This window comes from Rhodococcus sp. 320_ES (assembly GCF_059691855.1).
The window spans coordinates 324,429-339,486 of sequence record NZ_JCAWAG010000005.1; the positions used below are offsets into that span (position 1 = coordinate 324,429).

The window sequence follows — 15,058 nt, forward strand, 5'->3', positions numbered from 1 at the left end:
GTCACACGGACACGCCGGCGCGTGCGTCGACCACGCTGCGCAGGAATGCGACACTCTTGCGGACGTCGAGGACGGGCCCCTCGTCGAGCGGTTCGTCACCGAGGATGGTGTCCTGTTCCAGAACGAACCATCCGTCGAAACCGTTGTCCAACAGGCGATTCACAACCGACGCGATGTCGGCGTCACCCGTCCCGAGCGGGGTGTACATGCCCTGCGCGACGGCCTCGGTGTACGTGAGCTCACCCGACTGAACCCGTCGGGCCAACGGCAGCGACACGTCCTTGAGGTGAGCGTGGGTGATGCGGCCGGCTGCGGTCGTCACCAGTTCCATCGGGTCGGTTCCGCCGATGAGGAGATGGCCGGTGTCGAGGCAGAGCGGAATGATCGACCCGTCGAGAACTCGGTACACCTCGTCCCGCTTTTCGATCATGGTCCCGACGTGGGGGTGCAGGACGGCGCGGATGCCCCGTTCGGCTGCGGCAGCGTGCAGGCGATCGAGGTTGTGCAGCAGGGTTTTCCACTGATCGTCGTCGAGAGTGGGGCGCGAGTCGTACCCATCGCTCCCGGTGGCGGCGGCGAGCACCAGGACCTCGGCGCGGCTCGCGACGAACGCGTCCAGCAGATGCCCGATGCCGGGAACGGGGTCGTGGTTGCGTTCGTGCAGAAGTACGGGTGCGAAGCCGCCGACGGACGTGAGGTCGTAGCGGTCGAGGGTCGCGGCGAGCTCCGCCGGTTCGGCAGGCAGGAAACCTTCGGGGCCCACCTCGGTGGCGGTCAGCCCCGCGTCGCGCATCTCGGTCAGCACGCGGTCGGGTGAGATCTGGTAGCCCCACCCGGGAACTTCGCAGACACCCCAGGAAATGGGCGCTCCGGCAATACGAATGGTGATCATTGGCGTACCTCGTCGATCCGCACCGGACGGTGCTGTTGTAGGGAAAGGGTGGCGGCTTCGGCTATCCACGCGACTTCGAGCGCGTCCTGCGCTGTGCAGGGTGATTCGAGGGTCCCGTCGATCACCTGAAGGAATGCTGCGAGTTCGGCACGGTAGGCCGAGGCGAAACGGTCCATGAAGAACGTGTGCGGCGTTCCGGTCGGGAACGTCGCTCCCGACTCGAGATTGCGGACGGGCACCTGGGTGTCCCAGCCGGCGGCGACGGCGTCGTCCTGACCGTGCACTTCCAGTCGGCAGTCGTACCCACGCGCGTTGTACCGAGTGTTGGATACGACGCCGAGAGTTCCGTTCTCGAATGTCATTGTGGTGGTGGCGGTGTCGACGTCGCCGTGGGCCGCGAACTCCGGGTCGCCCTGGTTCGAGCCCGCCGCGTACACCTCCGTCACCTCGTGTCCGACGACCCAGCGGACGATGTCGAAATCGTGCACGCTGCAATCGCGGAAGATGCCACCGGACGACGCGATGTAGGACATCGGTGGGGGAGCAGGGTCGAGGGTGGTGGACCGCACGGTGTGCAGCCGGCCGAGGTCGCCCGACTCGGCGGCGGCCTTGGCGGCCACGAACGCCGGGTCGAATCGCCGGTTGTATCCGATCTGTACGGGCACTCTCGACGTCGTGATGCCCTGCACCACGGCGTGACTCTCGGCTGCAGTGGACGCTATCGGCTTCTCGCAGAAAACGGGAATGCCGGCGTCGACGCACGCCATCACCAGCGACGCGTGGGCGGGCGTGGCGGCTGCGACGACGACACCGTCCACACCGGCGGCCAACACCTCGGCCGCCGACGCCACGGCCTTCGCGCCGAACGACGCTGCCACCGACTTCGTCACGTCGGGCCGTTCGTCCGTCACCACGAGTGCGTCGACACCGTTCAGATGGGCGAGGGTGTCGACGTGGAACGCGCCGATCCGCCCGAGTCCGATCACACCGATCGTCGATCCCATCAGTCCTGCCCTCCGACAACCGTTTGGTCCCAATCGATCACGGAACCCGTGACCACCCCGCTGCGCGTGGACAGCAGGAACACGACGAAATCGGCGATCTCGTCGACCTGACCCAACTTGCCCATGGGCAGCGAGTCGCTCGCGTCGGACACCCAGTTGTCGTCGGCGCCATGGAACCGCTTCTGGGTCTGTGCCTCACCTTCGGTGTCGGTCCAGCCGATGTTCAGAGCGTTGATCCGGATGCGGTCCCAGCGGTGCGCGTGCGCCGCGTTGCGCGTCAACCCGGACAGGCCTGCCTTCGCGGCAACGTACGGCGCCAGATAGGGCTGGCCACCTCGCTCGGAGATCGAGCCGATGTTGACGATCGTTCCGGGCGCACCGCGACCCGTCATGTCGCGGACGGCAGCCTGCATGGTGAAGAAGGGTCCGCGGAGATTCACTGCGACGTGCTGGTCGAACAGTTCGGGGGTCGTGTCGAGGAGGGTGCCGCGGGTGGTGAGCCCCGCCGCGTTGCAGAGAGCGTCGATGCGCCCGAACGTCTCCACCGTGCGCTCGACCGAACGCCCCGCAGCATGGGGGTCCGAGACGTCGGCCTCGAGAAAGATGGCGGTGTGTCCGAGTGCGGTCAATTCGTCGGCGAGAGCGGAGCCGACATCGCCTCGTCTCCCACTGAAGGCGACCTGCGCGCCCTCCCGTATCGCCGCGCGCACAACCGCGGCGCCGACACCCTGCGTACCGCCGCTCACCAGAACGACAGTGTTCTGCAGCAAAGGTGTGTTCACCGACTCAGTCTGGTGGCCGAGCAGGCTACGATCAACACCCGGAACACATCAAAAAGACCTCACGGAGGCGGCTGTGAAACACCGATACAAGATCCGTGAGATCGCCCAGCAGGCCGGCTTGAGCGAAGCGACCGTCGACCGCGTCCTGCACGAGCGGCCGGGCGTAAGGGAGGACACCAGAGCCGAGGTGCAGCAGGCGATCTCGGATCTGGACAAACAGCGCTCACAGCTGCGCCTCAACGGCCGAAAGTTCATCTTCGACGTCATCATGCAGACGCCGCCGAGATTCTCCGCGGAGTTCCGCGCCGCCCTCGAGGCCGAACTGCCCATGCTCTCGCCCGCACTGGTGCGGTGCCGCTTCCACTTTCGAGACACCGAATCCGTTCCCGACATGGTCGACACTCTGGGCAAGCTGACCGCTCGCGGTACCCACGGAGTGATTCTGAAGGCACCGGATCACCCGGACGTCGTCACCGCCGTCGATCGTCTCGTGGACATCGGAGTTCCGGTCGTGACCTACGTGACCGACGTGCCGGCGTCGGCTCGGCTGGCCTACGTGGGTATCGACAACCGCGCGGCCGGCGCGACGGCGGCGTACCTCGTCGACCAATGGCTCGGCGACGTGGACAAGGACGTCCTGATCACGTTGAGCAGCAGCGTATTTCGCGGTGAGGGCGAGCGGGAGATGGGATTTCGAACCACGCTCCGAACGCTGGCGGCCGACAGAGGAGCGGCCTCGGCTCGAACCGTCGTCGAGATCTCCGGCACCGACGGGCTGGACGACACCATCGAGACTCTCGTGCTCGACGCGCTGAACGAGCACCCGAACGTGGAAGCGGTGTATTCGATCGGCGGAGGCAACACTGCCATCGCCCGCGCCTTTGCAGAGGTCGGCCGCCGGTGCCGGGTGTTCGTGGGCCACGACCTCGACGAGGACAACCGCGGACTCCTACGCTCGGGAACCCTCTCGGCCGTTCTCCATCACGAGTTGCGTGCCGACGCGAGACTGGCGTGCCGGATGCTCATGCAAGCTCGCGGAGCGGTGGAAGGAGTGACCAATGTCAGCTCACCCATCCAGATTCTCACCCGCTTCAACAGTCTCTGATTCGGCCGAGCGTTCCGCCGGTCGAGACCGGAACACGAACCACACGACGAGCGCGGCCAGTGCCAGTACCGCACCGATGGCGCACAGGGCGTTCCACCCACCGATCGCGAATCCGACCGAGGCTGCGACGGATCCGACGACGCCGCCGAGGAAGTAGCTGACCATGTAGGCGGTGTTGAGGCGGCTGCGCGCCGGCGGGTCGAGTGCGAACACGACGTTCTGGTTGCTGACCTGAGTGGCCTGAACGCCCGCGTCCAGCAGGAAGATGCCGACGATCAGTGCCGCGACCGTCCACACGGACGAGCTCGTTCCGCCGAACGCCAGGAACGCCCAACTCACCAGCAGGGCACACAGAAAGCCGGGTACCGCGAGGTGCCCGCGACCCCGATCCGCGAGTCTGCCGGCCACCGGCGCGGCGAGCGCCCCTGCCACGCCCACGATTCCGAAGAGACCGATCGTTGCGTCGTTCATGCCGAAAAGCGGGCCCGCGAGCAGGAACGCGAGACCGGTCCACATGAGCGAGAAGCCGGCCATGATCAAGGCCGCCAGAGCCATTCGCAATTTCAGCTCACGAAGGCGAACGATCAGCGTCACGACCGAGCGCAGGATGGACCCGTAGCCGGAATCGATGTCCGGCGTGGCCGCCGGCACGGAGCGCCACAACGCCGCCGCGAGCACCGTCGACGCGACGGCTGCGAAAGCGAAGACGAGTCGCCACCCGCCGAGTTCGGACAGGAAGCCACTGACCGTGCGCGCCAACAGAATTCCGATCAGGAGACCGCTCATGATCGTGCCGACCGTCTTCCCTCGGTCCTCTTGCGCCGACAGGGCCGAACCGAGGGGAACGATGACCATCGCTGCCGACGCTCCGATCCCGGCCAGTATCAGCGCACCGGCGAGGATCGAGAACGACGGGGACAGTGCGGCAACGGTATTCGCGACCGCGCTCACCACTGTCGCCGACACGATGAGCCGGCGTCGCTCGACGAGGTCGCCGAGCGGCACGAGGAACGCGAGTCCGAGAACGTATCCGATCTGGGACGTGGTGACCAGAAGGCCGGCCGTCCCGCCGCCGACGTCCAACGCGCCGCCGATGGTGTCGAGCAGGGGCTGCGCGTAGTACAGATTCGCGACGAGGGTGCCACACGCCACGGCGAGGAGGAGGACCAGGCGTCGGCTGATCGGGGGTGGGGCGGTGGTCATCTCCGTAGCTTGTCCTGCGCGGTCAGGCACGGTGACGGTGGGTCTGCTCGCGCAGGGCGTCCGACAGCTCCGCGGCGCTCATGTTCGTCGCCAGCGCGCGTGTGAGCAGCTCGGCCTGCGTCTCTGCTGCCAGCCCGGTGACCGGCTGATCGAGATCGAGATTCGTCGGGAACGCGTACCCCTCCGCCGACGCCGCCACGACGTTTCGGACCGCCTTCTCGTCACCGGACTCTGCCAGCGCGACAAGCGAGGGGTAGATCGCATTCACGATGGCCTCGCGGTCGACACTGTCGATCGCTCGTCCGAATGCCGAGGACACCTGCAGGAGGTTGGCCATGCGGTAGATGCCGGACGAGGTGTTGGTGCCGGCCGCGTGAAAGAGGGCCGGGTTGAAGAACACCGCGTCGCCCGCCGACAGCGGGAGCTGAACGTGGTTGTCGGCGAAATACTCCCGGAACGGCGGCAGATTGAAGGCGATGTAACCCGCTTCGTACTGCTGGGAATACGGGAGATACATCGTGGGTCCGCTCTCGATCGGCATGTCGACGTGGGCAACGGCGCCCTGCAGCGTCAACGCGGGGGAGAGGCGATGCACGTGCGCACGAAACTGCGCCGCGGAGTCGGTCGACATGAACCCGAGGTGGTAGTCGCGGTGCGGATTCTGCGCTTGCCCACCGGGATTGACGACGTTGATCGACGACGTCACCTGATACATGGGTCCGAGCCACGCGTCGCACACGAGCGCGAGCACGTCGTTCGAGTAGTACGCGGTGAAGACCTCGGGTTCGCTCGACGCCAGCTTCTGCAAGGCGTTCCAGATGCGGTCGTTCGCACCCGGTTTCGCGAAGTGGTCGCCGTTCTGCACACCGGATTCGTGCTGACGGGCAATGGTCTCGGTGAAGTGGCGGGTGGCCTCGTCGAGTGCGTTCGCTTCGGTGAAGGCTCCCGTGAACACCACGATTCCCGGACCGTTCATGAGTGCGTAGGCCAACTCGTCCTGGACGTCGGCGCGAACAGCCGGATCCGCAATTCTGGCGGTCAGTTCCGCTGCGTCGTATCGCACGACCTGCGACACCACGTCCATCGCGTGCGGGTAGTCCGACAGGTCGGTCGTCCGCGCGACGAAGCGCGCAAAATCGTCGATGCTGCAATCGCTCTCGGTCAGTCGGCCGGTCGTTGCGTGCGAGGTGGTGGTGGTCATGTCCGCGATCCTTTCGTCATGCACGAGCTTGGTCCGTCCGTCGTCGCCACACAAGGCCTGAAACACCTCGAGAACACCTCACGCGAAGGTGATGCCGAGCTGCGCGCGGATCTCGTCGACGATCGCCAACGTGGCGACCGCGTCCGACACGGTGTGTACCGCCGACTCGATTCCTCCGTTCGCGATGGTCCGAGCGGCGTCGACCGCGGAGAAGTGAAGCCCGGCCAGGTGGCCACCGCGATCTTCGGAGTACTCGAGCGTCGGGCCGTCGCGGTGGATCAACTGCATCGGCCCCGGCATGTAGAACGTGCCGGGAACGACGAGGGTCGCATCGGTGCCGCAGATCGATGCGGAATTGGGGGTGTCCGTGAGGATCGTGGTGTTGAGCACCGAGTGGGCCCCGCTCGCACTCGTGAGGAGGGCGGACACCTGTCCGTTGATGCGGTCGTTCGCCGCCTGGCCCACCGCGACGACCGAGGTCGGTGCACCGAGAACCAGGTACGACAGGCTCGCGACGTAGGTGCCCAGATCCAGCAGCGGTCCGCCGGCCAATGCCGGGTCGTAGATGCGGTGGTCCGTGGTGAAGTGCTCACCGTGATCGGCCAGCACGGTGTGTACGGTCCCGAGCACTCCGCTGTCGAGGATCTGTTGCAGCACATCGTATTTGGGTAGGAAGCGTGACCACATGGCTTCGCCGGCGAACAGATTCGCATCTCGCGCCGCCTCGCCGATCTCGCGAGCCTGTGCTGCATCGACTCCCAGTGGCTTCTCGACGAGAACGTGTTTACCCGCCGCGAGGGCAGCCAGGGCACACGCATGATGTTCGGTGTGCGGGGTGGCGACGTAGACGATGTCGACGTCGTCGTCCGCGAGTAGTGCGTCGTAGCTTCCGTACGCCGTGTCGATCGATCGCTCCCGAGCGAACGCCTCTGCACGATCGGCGCTCCGCGACGCCACTGCTACCACCTTCTGGCCGGTGTGTGTCTGCAGGGCGAGGGCGAAGCGATGCGCGATCCACCCCGGTCCCATGATTCCCCACCGAAGCGAGGGCGCGGTCATCGGATCGGGGACTCGCGAAGTCGGTAACGGCATCGTCGCCGGAGGATGGGTCATACGAGAATGGTACGGCCGAAAGCCCATTTGTCAGGACAATCTGATGTCATACTTTGCCGCGTGACTGTACGGGTGGGAATCGTCGGCGTGGGCGTCATGGGCGCCGATCACGCACGCAATCTGAACGGCCGAGTAGCGGGCGCTGCCGTGACACGCATCGCCGACTTCGATGCGGCCCGCGCGCACTCGGTCGCCGCCGAGATGCATGACGCGCGCGTCGTCGGTGACGGGTACGAGGTGATCGCCGACGACGCCGTCGATGCCGTCGTCATCGCCTCGCACGACTCGACCCACAAGGATCTCGCCCTCGCTGCCCTGGAGGCGGGGAAGCCGGTGCTGTGCGAGAAGCCGCTGGCACCCACTGCAGCGGAGTGTCGTGACGTGATCGACGCCGAAGCGGGGCGAGGGCTGCTGAGCGTCGGGTTCATGCGACGCTTCGATCCGTCCTACGCCGAATTGCGCCGCACCGCGTTGAGCGGGGACATCGGCGAGCTCCTGGTCGCGCACTGCGTCAGTCGCACGGTGGAGACGTATCCGGGTGGCGATTCGGCCTCCACGATCACCAATTCGGCCATTCACGAGCTCGACGTCATGCCCTGGCTTCTCGATTCGCCCATCGTCGAGGTCAGTTGGCATTGCGGGCGGTCCTCGGCGAACTCCGGTGCTCGCCAGGATCCGCAAATCATGCTGCTACGCACCGAATCCGAGGTGCTCGTGACCGTCGAGATATTCTTGAACGCACGCTACGGATACGACACTCGGTGCGAGGTGGTCGGCGAGGTCGGGACGGCGGCGCTGACACTGCCCACCCGGGTGGTCGTGGACGCTGCGCGATCACGGTCGCTCGCCTACCCGGCCGACTGGGTTCCTCGCTACGCCGACGCGTACCGGATCGAACTTCAGGAGTGGATCGACTCGATCGACCAGCGACGGCCGTCCACTCTCGCCACGGGAGTCGACGGGCTTCGGGCAGGGTTGGTGGCCGACGCCGTCGTCGCCTCGATGAACAGCGGCGGCGCACCGGTTCGGGTGGTGTACTGAACTACCGGGTTCGCTGCGGATGGATTGTGGGTACTCCGGCACGGACGAAGGAGTCAGCCACATGAGCAAGCACGAGCCACTCGAACCCTTGTCGCCGGATTTCCTCCAGGCGGATCTGTTCGGCTATCAGAGCGTCTTGACCGACGACGAAGCAAAGATCGTGACCACGGTTCGCGAGTTTCTTCGTGAGGAAGTTGCCCCTCGCGCCAACGAGTTCTGGGAGAAGGGGGAGTCCCCGGTTCACCTGCTACCGAGACTGGCCGAGCTCGACATCGTCGGTCTCGGGTACGACTTCGACGGGCGCACGCCCGCGCGCAAGGTGCTCACCGGCTGGCTCGGACTCGAGTTCTCTCGTGTGGATCCGTCGACCGGCACGATGTTCAGCGTGCACAGCGGACTGGCCATGAGCAGCATCGCCATTCTGGGGTCGGACGAACAGAAGAATCGATGGTTGCCGCCGATGCGGCGGATGGAGAAGATCGGCGCGTTCGGCCTGTCGGAACCGCACGGTGGATCGGACGTCGCCGGCGGCCTGGAGACCACGGCGCGACGGGACGGCGACGACTGGATACTGAACGGTTCCAAGCGGTGGATCGGGAACGCGACGTTCGCCGACCTGATCATCGTCTTCGCCAAGGACGAATCCGACGGTGAGGTCAAGGGGTTCGTCGTGGAGAAGGAGTTCCCCGGGTTTCGAGCGGACAAGATCGAGGGCAAGTACTCGCTTCGCGCCGTGGAGAACGCGGACGTCCACCTCGACGACTGTCGGGTCCCTGCGTCCAACAAACTCGAGCACGCCAACTCGTTCGCAGACACGTCGAAGGTGTTGCGGCTGACCAGAGGTGGCGTGGCCTGGGGTGCGATCGGGGTGATGATGGGAGCCTACGAGCGCGCCGTGGCGTACTCGCAGGAGCGAGTGCAGTTCGGTAAACCGATCGCATCGTTCCAGTTGATCTCCGACCTGATCGCTCGCATGGCCGGCAACATCACCGCATGCCTGGGAATGGCATTGCGCGTGTCGCAGCTTCAGGACGACGGTGTCTTCCTCGACGAGCACGCCGCACTGTCCAAGACGTACTGCACGACTCGGCTGCGCGAGGTGGTCGGGTGGGCCCGAGAGATCATGGGCGGCAACGGAATTCTCATCGAGTACGACGTGATCCGTTACTTCGCGGACGCCGAGGCGCTGTACTCGTACGAAGGCACTTCGCAGATGAACAACTTGATCGTCGGCAGGGGAGTGACCGGATACTCGGCATTCGTCTAGAAACAGCTGTGCGCGATTTCCGCCCCTCCAGGGGCGGAAATCGCGCACAGCTGTGGTCGGGCGCTATCTAGCGAAAAGCAGTGCTCTCTTGACTTCCTGGATCGCCCGCGTCACCTGAATGCCACGGGGGCACGCGTCGGTGCAGTTGAAGGTGGTGCGGCACCGCCACACACCCTCCACGTCGTTCAGGATGTCCAGTCGCTCGGAGGCACCCTCGTCACGGCTGTCGAAGATGAAGCGGTGCGCGTTCACGATGGCAGCGGGACCGAAGTAGCTGCCGTCGCTCCAGTACACCGGGCACGAGGTGGTGCAGCACGCGCACAGGATGCACTTGGTGGTGTCGTCGAAACGTGCACGGTCCGTTGCGGATTGGATCCGCTCACGAGTCGGCTCGTTGCCACTGGTCACCAGGTACGGCTTCACCGCGCGGTAGGCGTCGAAGAACGGCTCCATGTCCACGATCAGATCCTTCTCCACCGGCAGGCCGCGGATCGGTTCGATCGTGATGGTGAGCTGCTTGCTCGGGTCCTTCGGCAGCATGTCGCGCATGAGGACCTTGCACGCCAGCCGGTTGACGCCGTTGATGCGCATGGCATCGCTACCGCACACACCGTGAGCGCACGAACGGCGGAAGCTGAGCGTTCCGTCGAGGTAGCTCTTGGTGTAGAGGAGCAGGTTGAGCAACCGGTCGGTCTGCAGCGTCGGGACCTGGAAGCTGTCCCAGTGCGCACCCTTGTCGTCCTCGGGGTTGAAGCGCGCGATCTTCAGCGTCACCATGACCGCACCCTCGGGAACCTCGGGCAGATCGCTGGCGGGCTTGTCCATGACGGGGGCACTCATATCAGTACTTACGCTCCATCGGCTCGTAACGGGTCTGCACAACAGGCTTGTAGTCGAGGCGGATGTCCGAGAGGAGATCCTTGCCTTCCTTGTAGGCCATGGTGTGCCGCATGTAGTTCACGTCGTCGCGATCCGGGTAGTCCTCGCGAGCGTGTCCGCCGCGCGATTCCTTGCGGTTGAGCGCACCCACGACGGTGACCTCGGCCATCTCCAGGAGGAAACCCAGTTCGATGGCCTCGAGCAGGTCGCTGTTGTAGCGCTTGCCCTTGTCCTGCACCGTGATGTGGGCGTAGCGCTCCTTGAGGCTCTGCACGTCGGTGAGCGCCTGCTTCAGCGTGTCCTCGGTGCGGAAGACGGACGCGTTGTTGTCCATCGACTGCTGCAACTCGGTGCGAATGGTCGCGACCTTCTCGTGGCCGTGATCGGAGAGAATCAGCTCGAGCCAGTCCTCGACCATCTTCTGCGGGGCCTCGGGCAGCGGCGTGAAGTCGACGCTGTTGGCGTGCTCGGCAGCGGCGATTCCGGCGCGCCGGCCGAAGACGTTGATGTCGAGCAGCGAGTTCGTGCCCAGACGGTTGGATCCGTGGACCGACACGCAGGCACACTCGCCCGCGGCGAACAGTCCGGGAACGACGTCGTCGTTGTTGCGGAGCACCTCACCGCGAATCTTGGTGGGGATGCCGCCCATGACGTAGTGGCACGTCGGGTACACCGGCACCAGCTCGGTGACTGGGTCGACGCCCAAATACGTGCGAGCGAACTCGGTGATGTCGGGAAGCTTCTCCTCCAGCACGTCGGCACCCAGGTGGGTCACGTCGATGTAGACGTAGTCCTTGTTGGGGCCTGCGCCGCGACCTTCGAGCACCTCGAGAACCATCGACCGGGCGACGATGTCACGCGGAGCGAGGTCCTTGATGGTGGGTGCGTACCGCTCCATGAAGCGTTCGCCGTCGGCGTTGCGAAGAATTCCGCCCTCGCCGCGTACGGCTTCCGAGATCAGAATTCCGAGTCCGGCGAGGCCTGTCGGATGGAACTGGTGGAACTCCATGTCCTCGAGCGGCAGGCCCTTACGGAAGATGATGCTCATGCCGTCGCCGGTGAGGGTGTGCGCGTTCGAGGTCGTCTTGTAGATACGGCCCGACCCACCCGTGGCGAACACGATGGACTTGGCGTGGAAGACGTGCAGCTCGCCCGTGGCCAGCTCGTACGCGATGACGCCGGTGGCGACGGGACCGTTGTCGGTCTCGGTGAGCGCGATGTCGAGTGCGTAGAACTCGTTGAAGAACTCAACGTCGTGCTTGACGCACTGCTGGTAGAGCGTCTGAAGAATCATGTGACCTGTGCGGTCGGCGGCGTAGCACGCACGACGAACCGGTGCCTTGCCGTGGTCACGAGTGTGCCCACCGAATCGGCGCTGGTCGATCTTGCCCTCGGGGGTGCGGTTGAACGGAAGACCCATCTTCTCCAGGTCGAGCACGGCGTCGATGGCTTCCTTCGCCATGATCTCCGCAGCGTCCTGGTCGACGAGGTAGTCGCCACCCTTGACCGTGTCGAAGGTGTGCCACTCCCAGTTGTCCTCCTCGACGTTGGCGAGGGCAGCACACATACCGCCCTGAGCCGCGCCGGTGTGGCTGCGAGTGGGGTACAGCTTGGTGAGAACTGCGGTGCGGGCACGCGGGCCGGCTTCGATGGCAGCGCGCATACCTGCGCCGCCTGCGCCGACGATGAGCACGTCGTAGCGATGTTCCTGCATGTCGTTTATCTCCCCTAGCTGGCGGTGATGTTGGGGTCGAACGTGAAGATGACGTACGTGCCGAGACCCATGATCAGAATCATCGACAGCACCAGAAGCGTGGTGAGCCAGAAGCGGGTCGAGTCCTTGCGCGAGTAGTCGTTGATGACCGTGCGCAGACCGTTACCACCGTGCAGCTGCGCGAGCCACAGCATCGACAGGTCCCAGACCTGCCAGAACGGGCTGGACCAGCGTCCGGCGACGAACGCGAAGTTGATGCGGTGCACGCCCTCGTCGAGCATCAGCATGATCGTCATATGGCCCAGCACCAGCACGACGAGTGCGAGGCCGGAGAAGCGCATGAACAGCCATGCGTACATCTCGAAGTTTCCGCGGTTCTGACGCCGAGGCGTACGCGGGTTGTCCAAGCTGGCCGGGCGATCGTGGTTGGTGCCGATCGTGCGCGCCAAGTTGTTGTTTGCTTCCTGGGTCGCCATGTGTCAGTGCCCCGCGAACGTGTTGTAGAGGATGCGTGCTGCACCCGGAATCATGACCACGAGCCAGATGATGGCAATGGTCCAGAGCATCGGGCGCTGGTACTTCGGACCCTTCGACCAGAAGTCGACCAGCATGACGCGGATGCCGTTGAGTGCGTGGTAGAGCACGGCAGCGACGAGGCCGAGTTCCATCAGGCCGACGATCGGCGTCTTGTACGTGTCGATGACGTCGTTGTACGCCTCGGGGTTCACGCGGACGAGCGCAGTGTCGAGGACGTGGACGAAGAGAAAGAAGAAGGTGACGACACCGGTGATTCGGTGCAACACCCAGGACCACATTCCGGGGTCCCCGCGGTACAGCGACCGTGTGCGCTCCCGCGTGGGAGCGACTTCTGTCGTACTAGCCATCGAGTGCACAGCCTCCAACATCATTGATGGACGCGACGACAGTGGAAAAGGCCCGGATGATCGTCGCCCCGCTGTTGGTGCGGCAAGTCTCGGATCCATCTCGTCGCGAAGGGTGAATCCACTAGTTGAAACTGTAAACCCATGCCGTTCGGGGTACAGCGTCGACACGTGGTTCCCAAGGGCGGCAACCCTTTTCTTAGGATTGCCTGTCCAAAATTCGCAGTCGGCGGGAAGGGAACGGCTGCGTGGTCGGCGCCGGCGTGACAGGATTGTCCGCCATGGCGGAAATCGATTGGAATTTGTTGCGGGACAAGGCTCATGAAGCTATGCGACATGCCTACGCCCCCTACTCGAACTACCCCGTCGGGGCGGCTGCCCTGGTGTCGGACGGCCGCATCGTCTCGGGGTGCAATGTGGAGAATGTCTCATATGGCTTGGGCCTGTGCGCCGAATGCGGGCTGGTCTCGGCTCTGAACTCGTCGGGCGGTGGACGCCTGATTGCGTTCGCCTGCTGCGACAGCCGCCGAGAAGTGCTTCTTCCGTGTGGGCGCTGCCGCCAACTGCTCTACGAATTCGGAGGCGGAGAATTGCTGATCGACACCGTGTCGGGACCCACGCCGTTGTCGTCCCTGCTGCCAGACGCATTCGGACCCGACGATCTGGCGGCAGGACAGGTGACCCATGCCTGACGCCGTATCGATCATCGCGACCAAACGTGACGGTCATGCTCTGAGTTCGGAGCAGATCGACTGGGTGGTCGACGGCTTCACGCGGGGCATCGTCGCGGACGAACAGATGTCGTCCCTCGCGATGGCAATTCTGTTGCGCGGAATGAATCGCGAGGAAATCTCCGCGTGGACGTCGGCGATGATCGCCTCCGGCACCCGGTTGGACTTCTCCTCGCTGCCGCGCCCGACCGTCGACAAACATTCCACCGGCGGTGTCGGAGACAAGATCACGCTTCCTCTCGCACCGCTGGTCGCGTCGTGCGGCGCAGCGGTTCCGCAGCTCTCGGGCCGCGGGCTCGGCCACACCGGAGGCACACTCGACAAACTCGAATCCATTCCCGGATGGCGCGCGGACCTGACCAACGAGGAAATTCACTCGATCCTGGCCGATCCCGCGGTGGGTGGAGTCGTCTGTGCGGCCGGCGCCGACCTGGCTCCCGCCGACAAGCGTCTGTACGCGCTGCGCGATGTCACCGGCACCGTCGAGTCGATCCCGTTGATCGCCAGCTCGATCATGAGCAAGAAGATCGCCGAGGGCACCTCGGCCCTGGTGCTCGACGTCAAGGTGGGCACCGGAGCCTTCATGAAGACCGCCGAGCAGGCGCGTGAATTGGCCGCTGCCATGGTCGATCTCGGCACCGACGCCGGTGTGAAGACCATCGCTCTGCTGACGAGGATGGACACCCCGCTCGGCCTCACCGCCGGAAACGCGCTCGAGGTCGCCGAGTCGCTCGAGGTGCTTGCCGGCGGCGGCCCCGACGACATAGTCGAGCTGACCGTCGAACTCGCCGCCGCGATGCTCGCCGCTGCCGGAATCGACGACGTCGACCCTCGGGAGCGACTGCGCGACGGGAGCGCCATGGACCGGTGGCGCGCCATGATCTCCGCGCAGGGCGGCGATCCCGACGCGCCGCTGCCGGTCGCCCGCCACACCGAGCAGGTGACCGCGGACTCCGACGGCGTGCTCACCCGACTCGACGCCATGGCCGTCGGCGTCGCGGCGTGGCGGCTGGGGGCGGGCCGGGAACGTCAGGGTGAACCGGTCCAGTTCGGCGCCGGAGTGACGATGCACGCCAAACCGGGCGACACCGTTCACTCAGGCCAACCTCTGTTCACCCTGTCGACCGACACACCGGAACGGTTCGCCTCCGCCATCGACGCGCTCACCGGTGGGTGGGACATCGGCGGCGACGCCCCCTCGGCTGCCCCATTGGTCATCGATACCGTGCGTTGATAGGACACCGG

15 protein-coding genes are annotated in these 15,058 nt (G+C 65.2%); 5 read left to right on the forward strand and 10 right to left on the reverse strand.

Features of this window, described 5'->3' with window-relative positions; all coding sequences use genetic code 11:
- Position 1 precedes the first annotated feature (1 nt).
- From AC59JP_RS19215 to AC59JP_RS19225, 3 genes are read right to left on the reverse strand one after another with little or no spacing between them, the layout of a single operon-like run.
- Positions 2–892: a sugar phosphate isomerase/epimerase family protein gene (locus AC59JP_RS19215; RefSeq protein WP_497327403.1), complete on the reverse strand. Its 891-nt coding sequence runs from the start codon at positions 890–892 to the stop codon at positions 2–4.
- Positions 889–1,896 (reverse strand): Gfo/Idh/MocA family protein, encoded by a 1,008-nt coding sequence (locus AC59JP_RS19220; protein WP_497327404.1) that lies wholly within the window; start codon positions 1,894–1,896, stop codon positions 889–891. Before AC59JP_RS19220 ends, AC59JP_RS19215 begins: the two co-directional genes overlap by 4 nt.
- Complete coding sequence (locus tag AC59JP_RS19225; protein WP_497327405.1) at positions 1,896–2,678, reverse strand: SDR family oxidoreductase; 783 nt, start codon at positions 2,676–2,678, stop codon at positions 1,896–1,898. The genes AC59JP_RS19220 and AC59JP_RS19225 overlap by 1 nt, the downstream gene beginning before the upstream one ends.
- A gap of 73 nt (positions 2,679–2,751) precedes the next feature.
- On the opposite strand from AC59JP_RS19225, the gene AC59JP_RS19230 reads away from it, so the two are divergent.
- Positions 2,752–3,783 carry a LacI family DNA-binding transcriptional regulator gene (locus tag AC59JP_RS19230; RefSeq protein ID WP_497327406.1) on the forward strand — a complete coding sequence of 344 codons (1,032 nt, stop codon included), beginning with the start codon at positions 2,752–2,754 and terminating at the stop codon, positions 3,781–3,783.
- On the opposite strand, the gene AC59JP_RS19235 is transcribed toward AC59JP_RS19230, so the two are convergent.
- From AC59JP_RS19235 to AC59JP_RS19245, 3 genes are all read right to left on the reverse strand, one after another.
- Positions 3,745–4,986, reverse strand: a complete 1,242-nt coding sequence (locus tag AC59JP_RS19235; RefSeq protein ID WP_497327407.1) for an MFS transporter — start codon at positions 4,984–4,986, stop codon at positions 3,745–3,747. The two genes, AC59JP_RS19230 and AC59JP_RS19235, sit on opposite strands and share 39 nt — an antisense overlap.
- 22 nt (positions 4,987–5,008) lie before the next feature.
- A complete protein-coding gene (locus tag AC59JP_RS19240; RefSeq protein WP_497327408.1) occupies positions 5,009–6,187 on the reverse strand; it encodes a phytanoyl-CoA dioxygenase family protein in 1,179 nt (392 codons plus the stop codon).
- A gap of 78 nt (positions 6,188–6,265) precedes the next feature.
- Positions 6,266–7,300 carry a Gfo/Idh/MocA family protein gene (locus AC59JP_RS19245; RefSeq protein WP_497327409.1) on the reverse strand — a complete coding sequence of 345 codons (1,035 nt, stop codon included), beginning with the start codon at positions 7,298–7,300 and terminating at the stop codon, positions 6,266–6,268.
- 60 nt (positions 7,301–7,360) lie between these two features.
- Between AC59JP_RS19245 and AC59JP_RS19250 the strand changes: the two genes are divergently transcribed.
- Both AC59JP_RS19250 and AC59JP_RS19255 read left to right on the forward strand, forming a co-directional pair.
- Positions 7,361–8,341, forward strand: coding sequence for a Gfo/Idh/MocA family protein (locus AC59JP_RS19250; RefSeq protein ID WP_497327410.1), 981 nt, complete (start codon positions 7,361–7,363; stop codon positions 8,339–8,341).
- 61 nt (positions 8,342–8,402) lie between these two features.
- Positions 8,403–9,608, forward strand: a complete 1,206-nt coding sequence (locus AC59JP_RS19255; protein WP_497327411.1) for an acyl-CoA dehydrogenase family protein — start codon at positions 8,403–8,405, stop codon at positions 9,606–9,608.
- Between the two features lie 63 nt (positions 9,609–9,671).
- Here the strand turns inward: AC59JP_RS19255 and AC59JP_RS19260 are convergent, their stop codons facing one another.
- Genes AC59JP_RS19260 through sdhC form a run of 4 tightly spaced genes read right to left on the reverse strand, consistent with a single transcriptional unit; the run spans position 9,672 to position 13,085 of the window.
- Positions 9,672–10,448, reverse strand: a complete 777-nt coding sequence (locus tag AC59JP_RS19260; RefSeq protein ID WP_497327412.1) for a succinate dehydrogenase iron-sulfur subunit — start codon at positions 10,446–10,448, stop codon at positions 9,672–9,674.
- 1 nt (position 10,449) lies between these two features.
- Positions 10,450–12,201, reverse strand: coding sequence for a succinate dehydrogenase flavoprotein subunit (gene sdhA, locus AC59JP_RS19265; protein ID WP_497327413.1), 1,752 nt, complete (start codon positions 12,199–12,201; stop codon positions 10,450–10,452).
- A 14-nt stretch (positions 12,202–12,215) separates the two neighbouring features.
- The gene (locus tag AC59JP_RS19270) at positions 12,216–12,677 is read right to left on the reverse strand and encodes a succinate dehydrogenase hydrophobic membrane anchor subunit (RefSeq protein WP_497327414.1); all 462 of its coding nucleotides are present in this window, start codon (positions 12,675–12,677) and stop codon (positions 12,216–12,218) included.
- 3 nt (positions 12,678–12,680) lie between these two features.
- Complete coding sequence (gene sdhC / locus AC59JP_RS19275) at positions 12,681–13,085, reverse strand: succinate dehydrogenase, cytochrome b556 subunit (RefSeq protein WP_497327415.1); 405 nt, start codon at positions 13,083–13,085, stop codon at positions 12,681–12,683.
- A 278-nt stretch (positions 13,086–13,363) separates the two neighbouring features.
- On the opposite strand from sdhC, the gene AC59JP_RS19280 reads away from it, so the two are divergent.
- A complete protein-coding gene (locus AC59JP_RS19280; protein ID WP_497327416.1) occupies positions 13,364–13,774 on the forward strand; it encodes a cytidine deaminase in 411 nt (136 codons plus the stop codon).
- Positions 13,767–15,047 carry a thymidine phosphorylase gene (locus AC59JP_RS19285; protein ID WP_497327417.1) on the forward strand — a complete coding sequence of 427 codons (1,281 nt, stop codon included), beginning with the start codon at positions 13,767–13,769 and terminating at the stop codon, positions 15,045–15,047. Before AC59JP_RS19280 ends, AC59JP_RS19285 begins: the two co-directional genes overlap by 8 nt.
- Positions 15,048–15,058: the final 11 nt, after the last annotated feature.

Coding starts and splice junctions, on each gene's coding strand:
- AC59JP_RS19215 (WP_497327403.1), bottom strand. CDS start 892: ATGATCACCATTCGTATTGCCGGAGCGCCCATTTCCTGGGGTGTCTGC.
- AC59JP_RS19220 (WP_497327404.1), bottom strand. CDS start 1,896: ATGGGATCGACGATCGGTGTGATCGGACTCGGGCGGATCGGCGCGTTC.
- AC59JP_RS19235 (WP_497327407.1), bottom strand. CDS start 4,986: ATGACCACCGCCCCACCCCCGATCAGCCGACGCCTGGTCCTCCTCCTC.
- AC59JP_RS19240 (WP_497327408.1), bottom strand. CDS start 6,187: ATGACCACCACCACCTCGCACGCAACGACCGGCCGACTGACCGAGAGC.
- AC59JP_RS19245 (WP_497327409.1), bottom strand. CDS start 7,300: ATGACCCATCCTCCGGCGACGATGCCGTTACCGACTTCGCGAGTCCCC.
- AC59JP_RS19255 (WP_497327411.1), top strand. CDS start 8,403: ATGAGCAAGCACGAGCCACTCGAACCCTTGTCGCCGGATTTCCTCCAG.
- AC59JP_RS19260 (WP_497327412.1), bottom strand. CDS start 10,448: ATGAGTGCCCCCGTCATGGACAAGCCCGCCAGCGATCTGCCCGAGGTT.
- sdhA (WP_497327413.1), bottom strand. CDS start 12,201: ATGCAGGAACATCGCTACGACGTGCTCATCGTCGGCGCAGGCGGCGCA.
- AC59JP_RS19270 (WP_497327414.1), bottom strand. CDS start 12,677: ATGGCGACCCAGGAAGCAAACAACAACTTGGCGCGCACGATCGGCACC.
- sdhC (WP_497327415.1), bottom strand. CDS start 13,085: ATGGCTAGTACGACAGAAGTCGCTCCCACGCGGGAGCGCACACGGTCG.
- AC59JP_RS19280 (WP_497327416.1), top strand. CDS start 13,364: ATGGCGGAAATCGATTGGAATTTGTTGCGGGACAAGGCTCATGAAGCT.
- AC59JP_RS19285 (WP_497327417.1), top strand. CDS start 13,767: ATGCCTGACGCCGTATCGATCATCGCGACCAAACGTGACGGTCATGCT.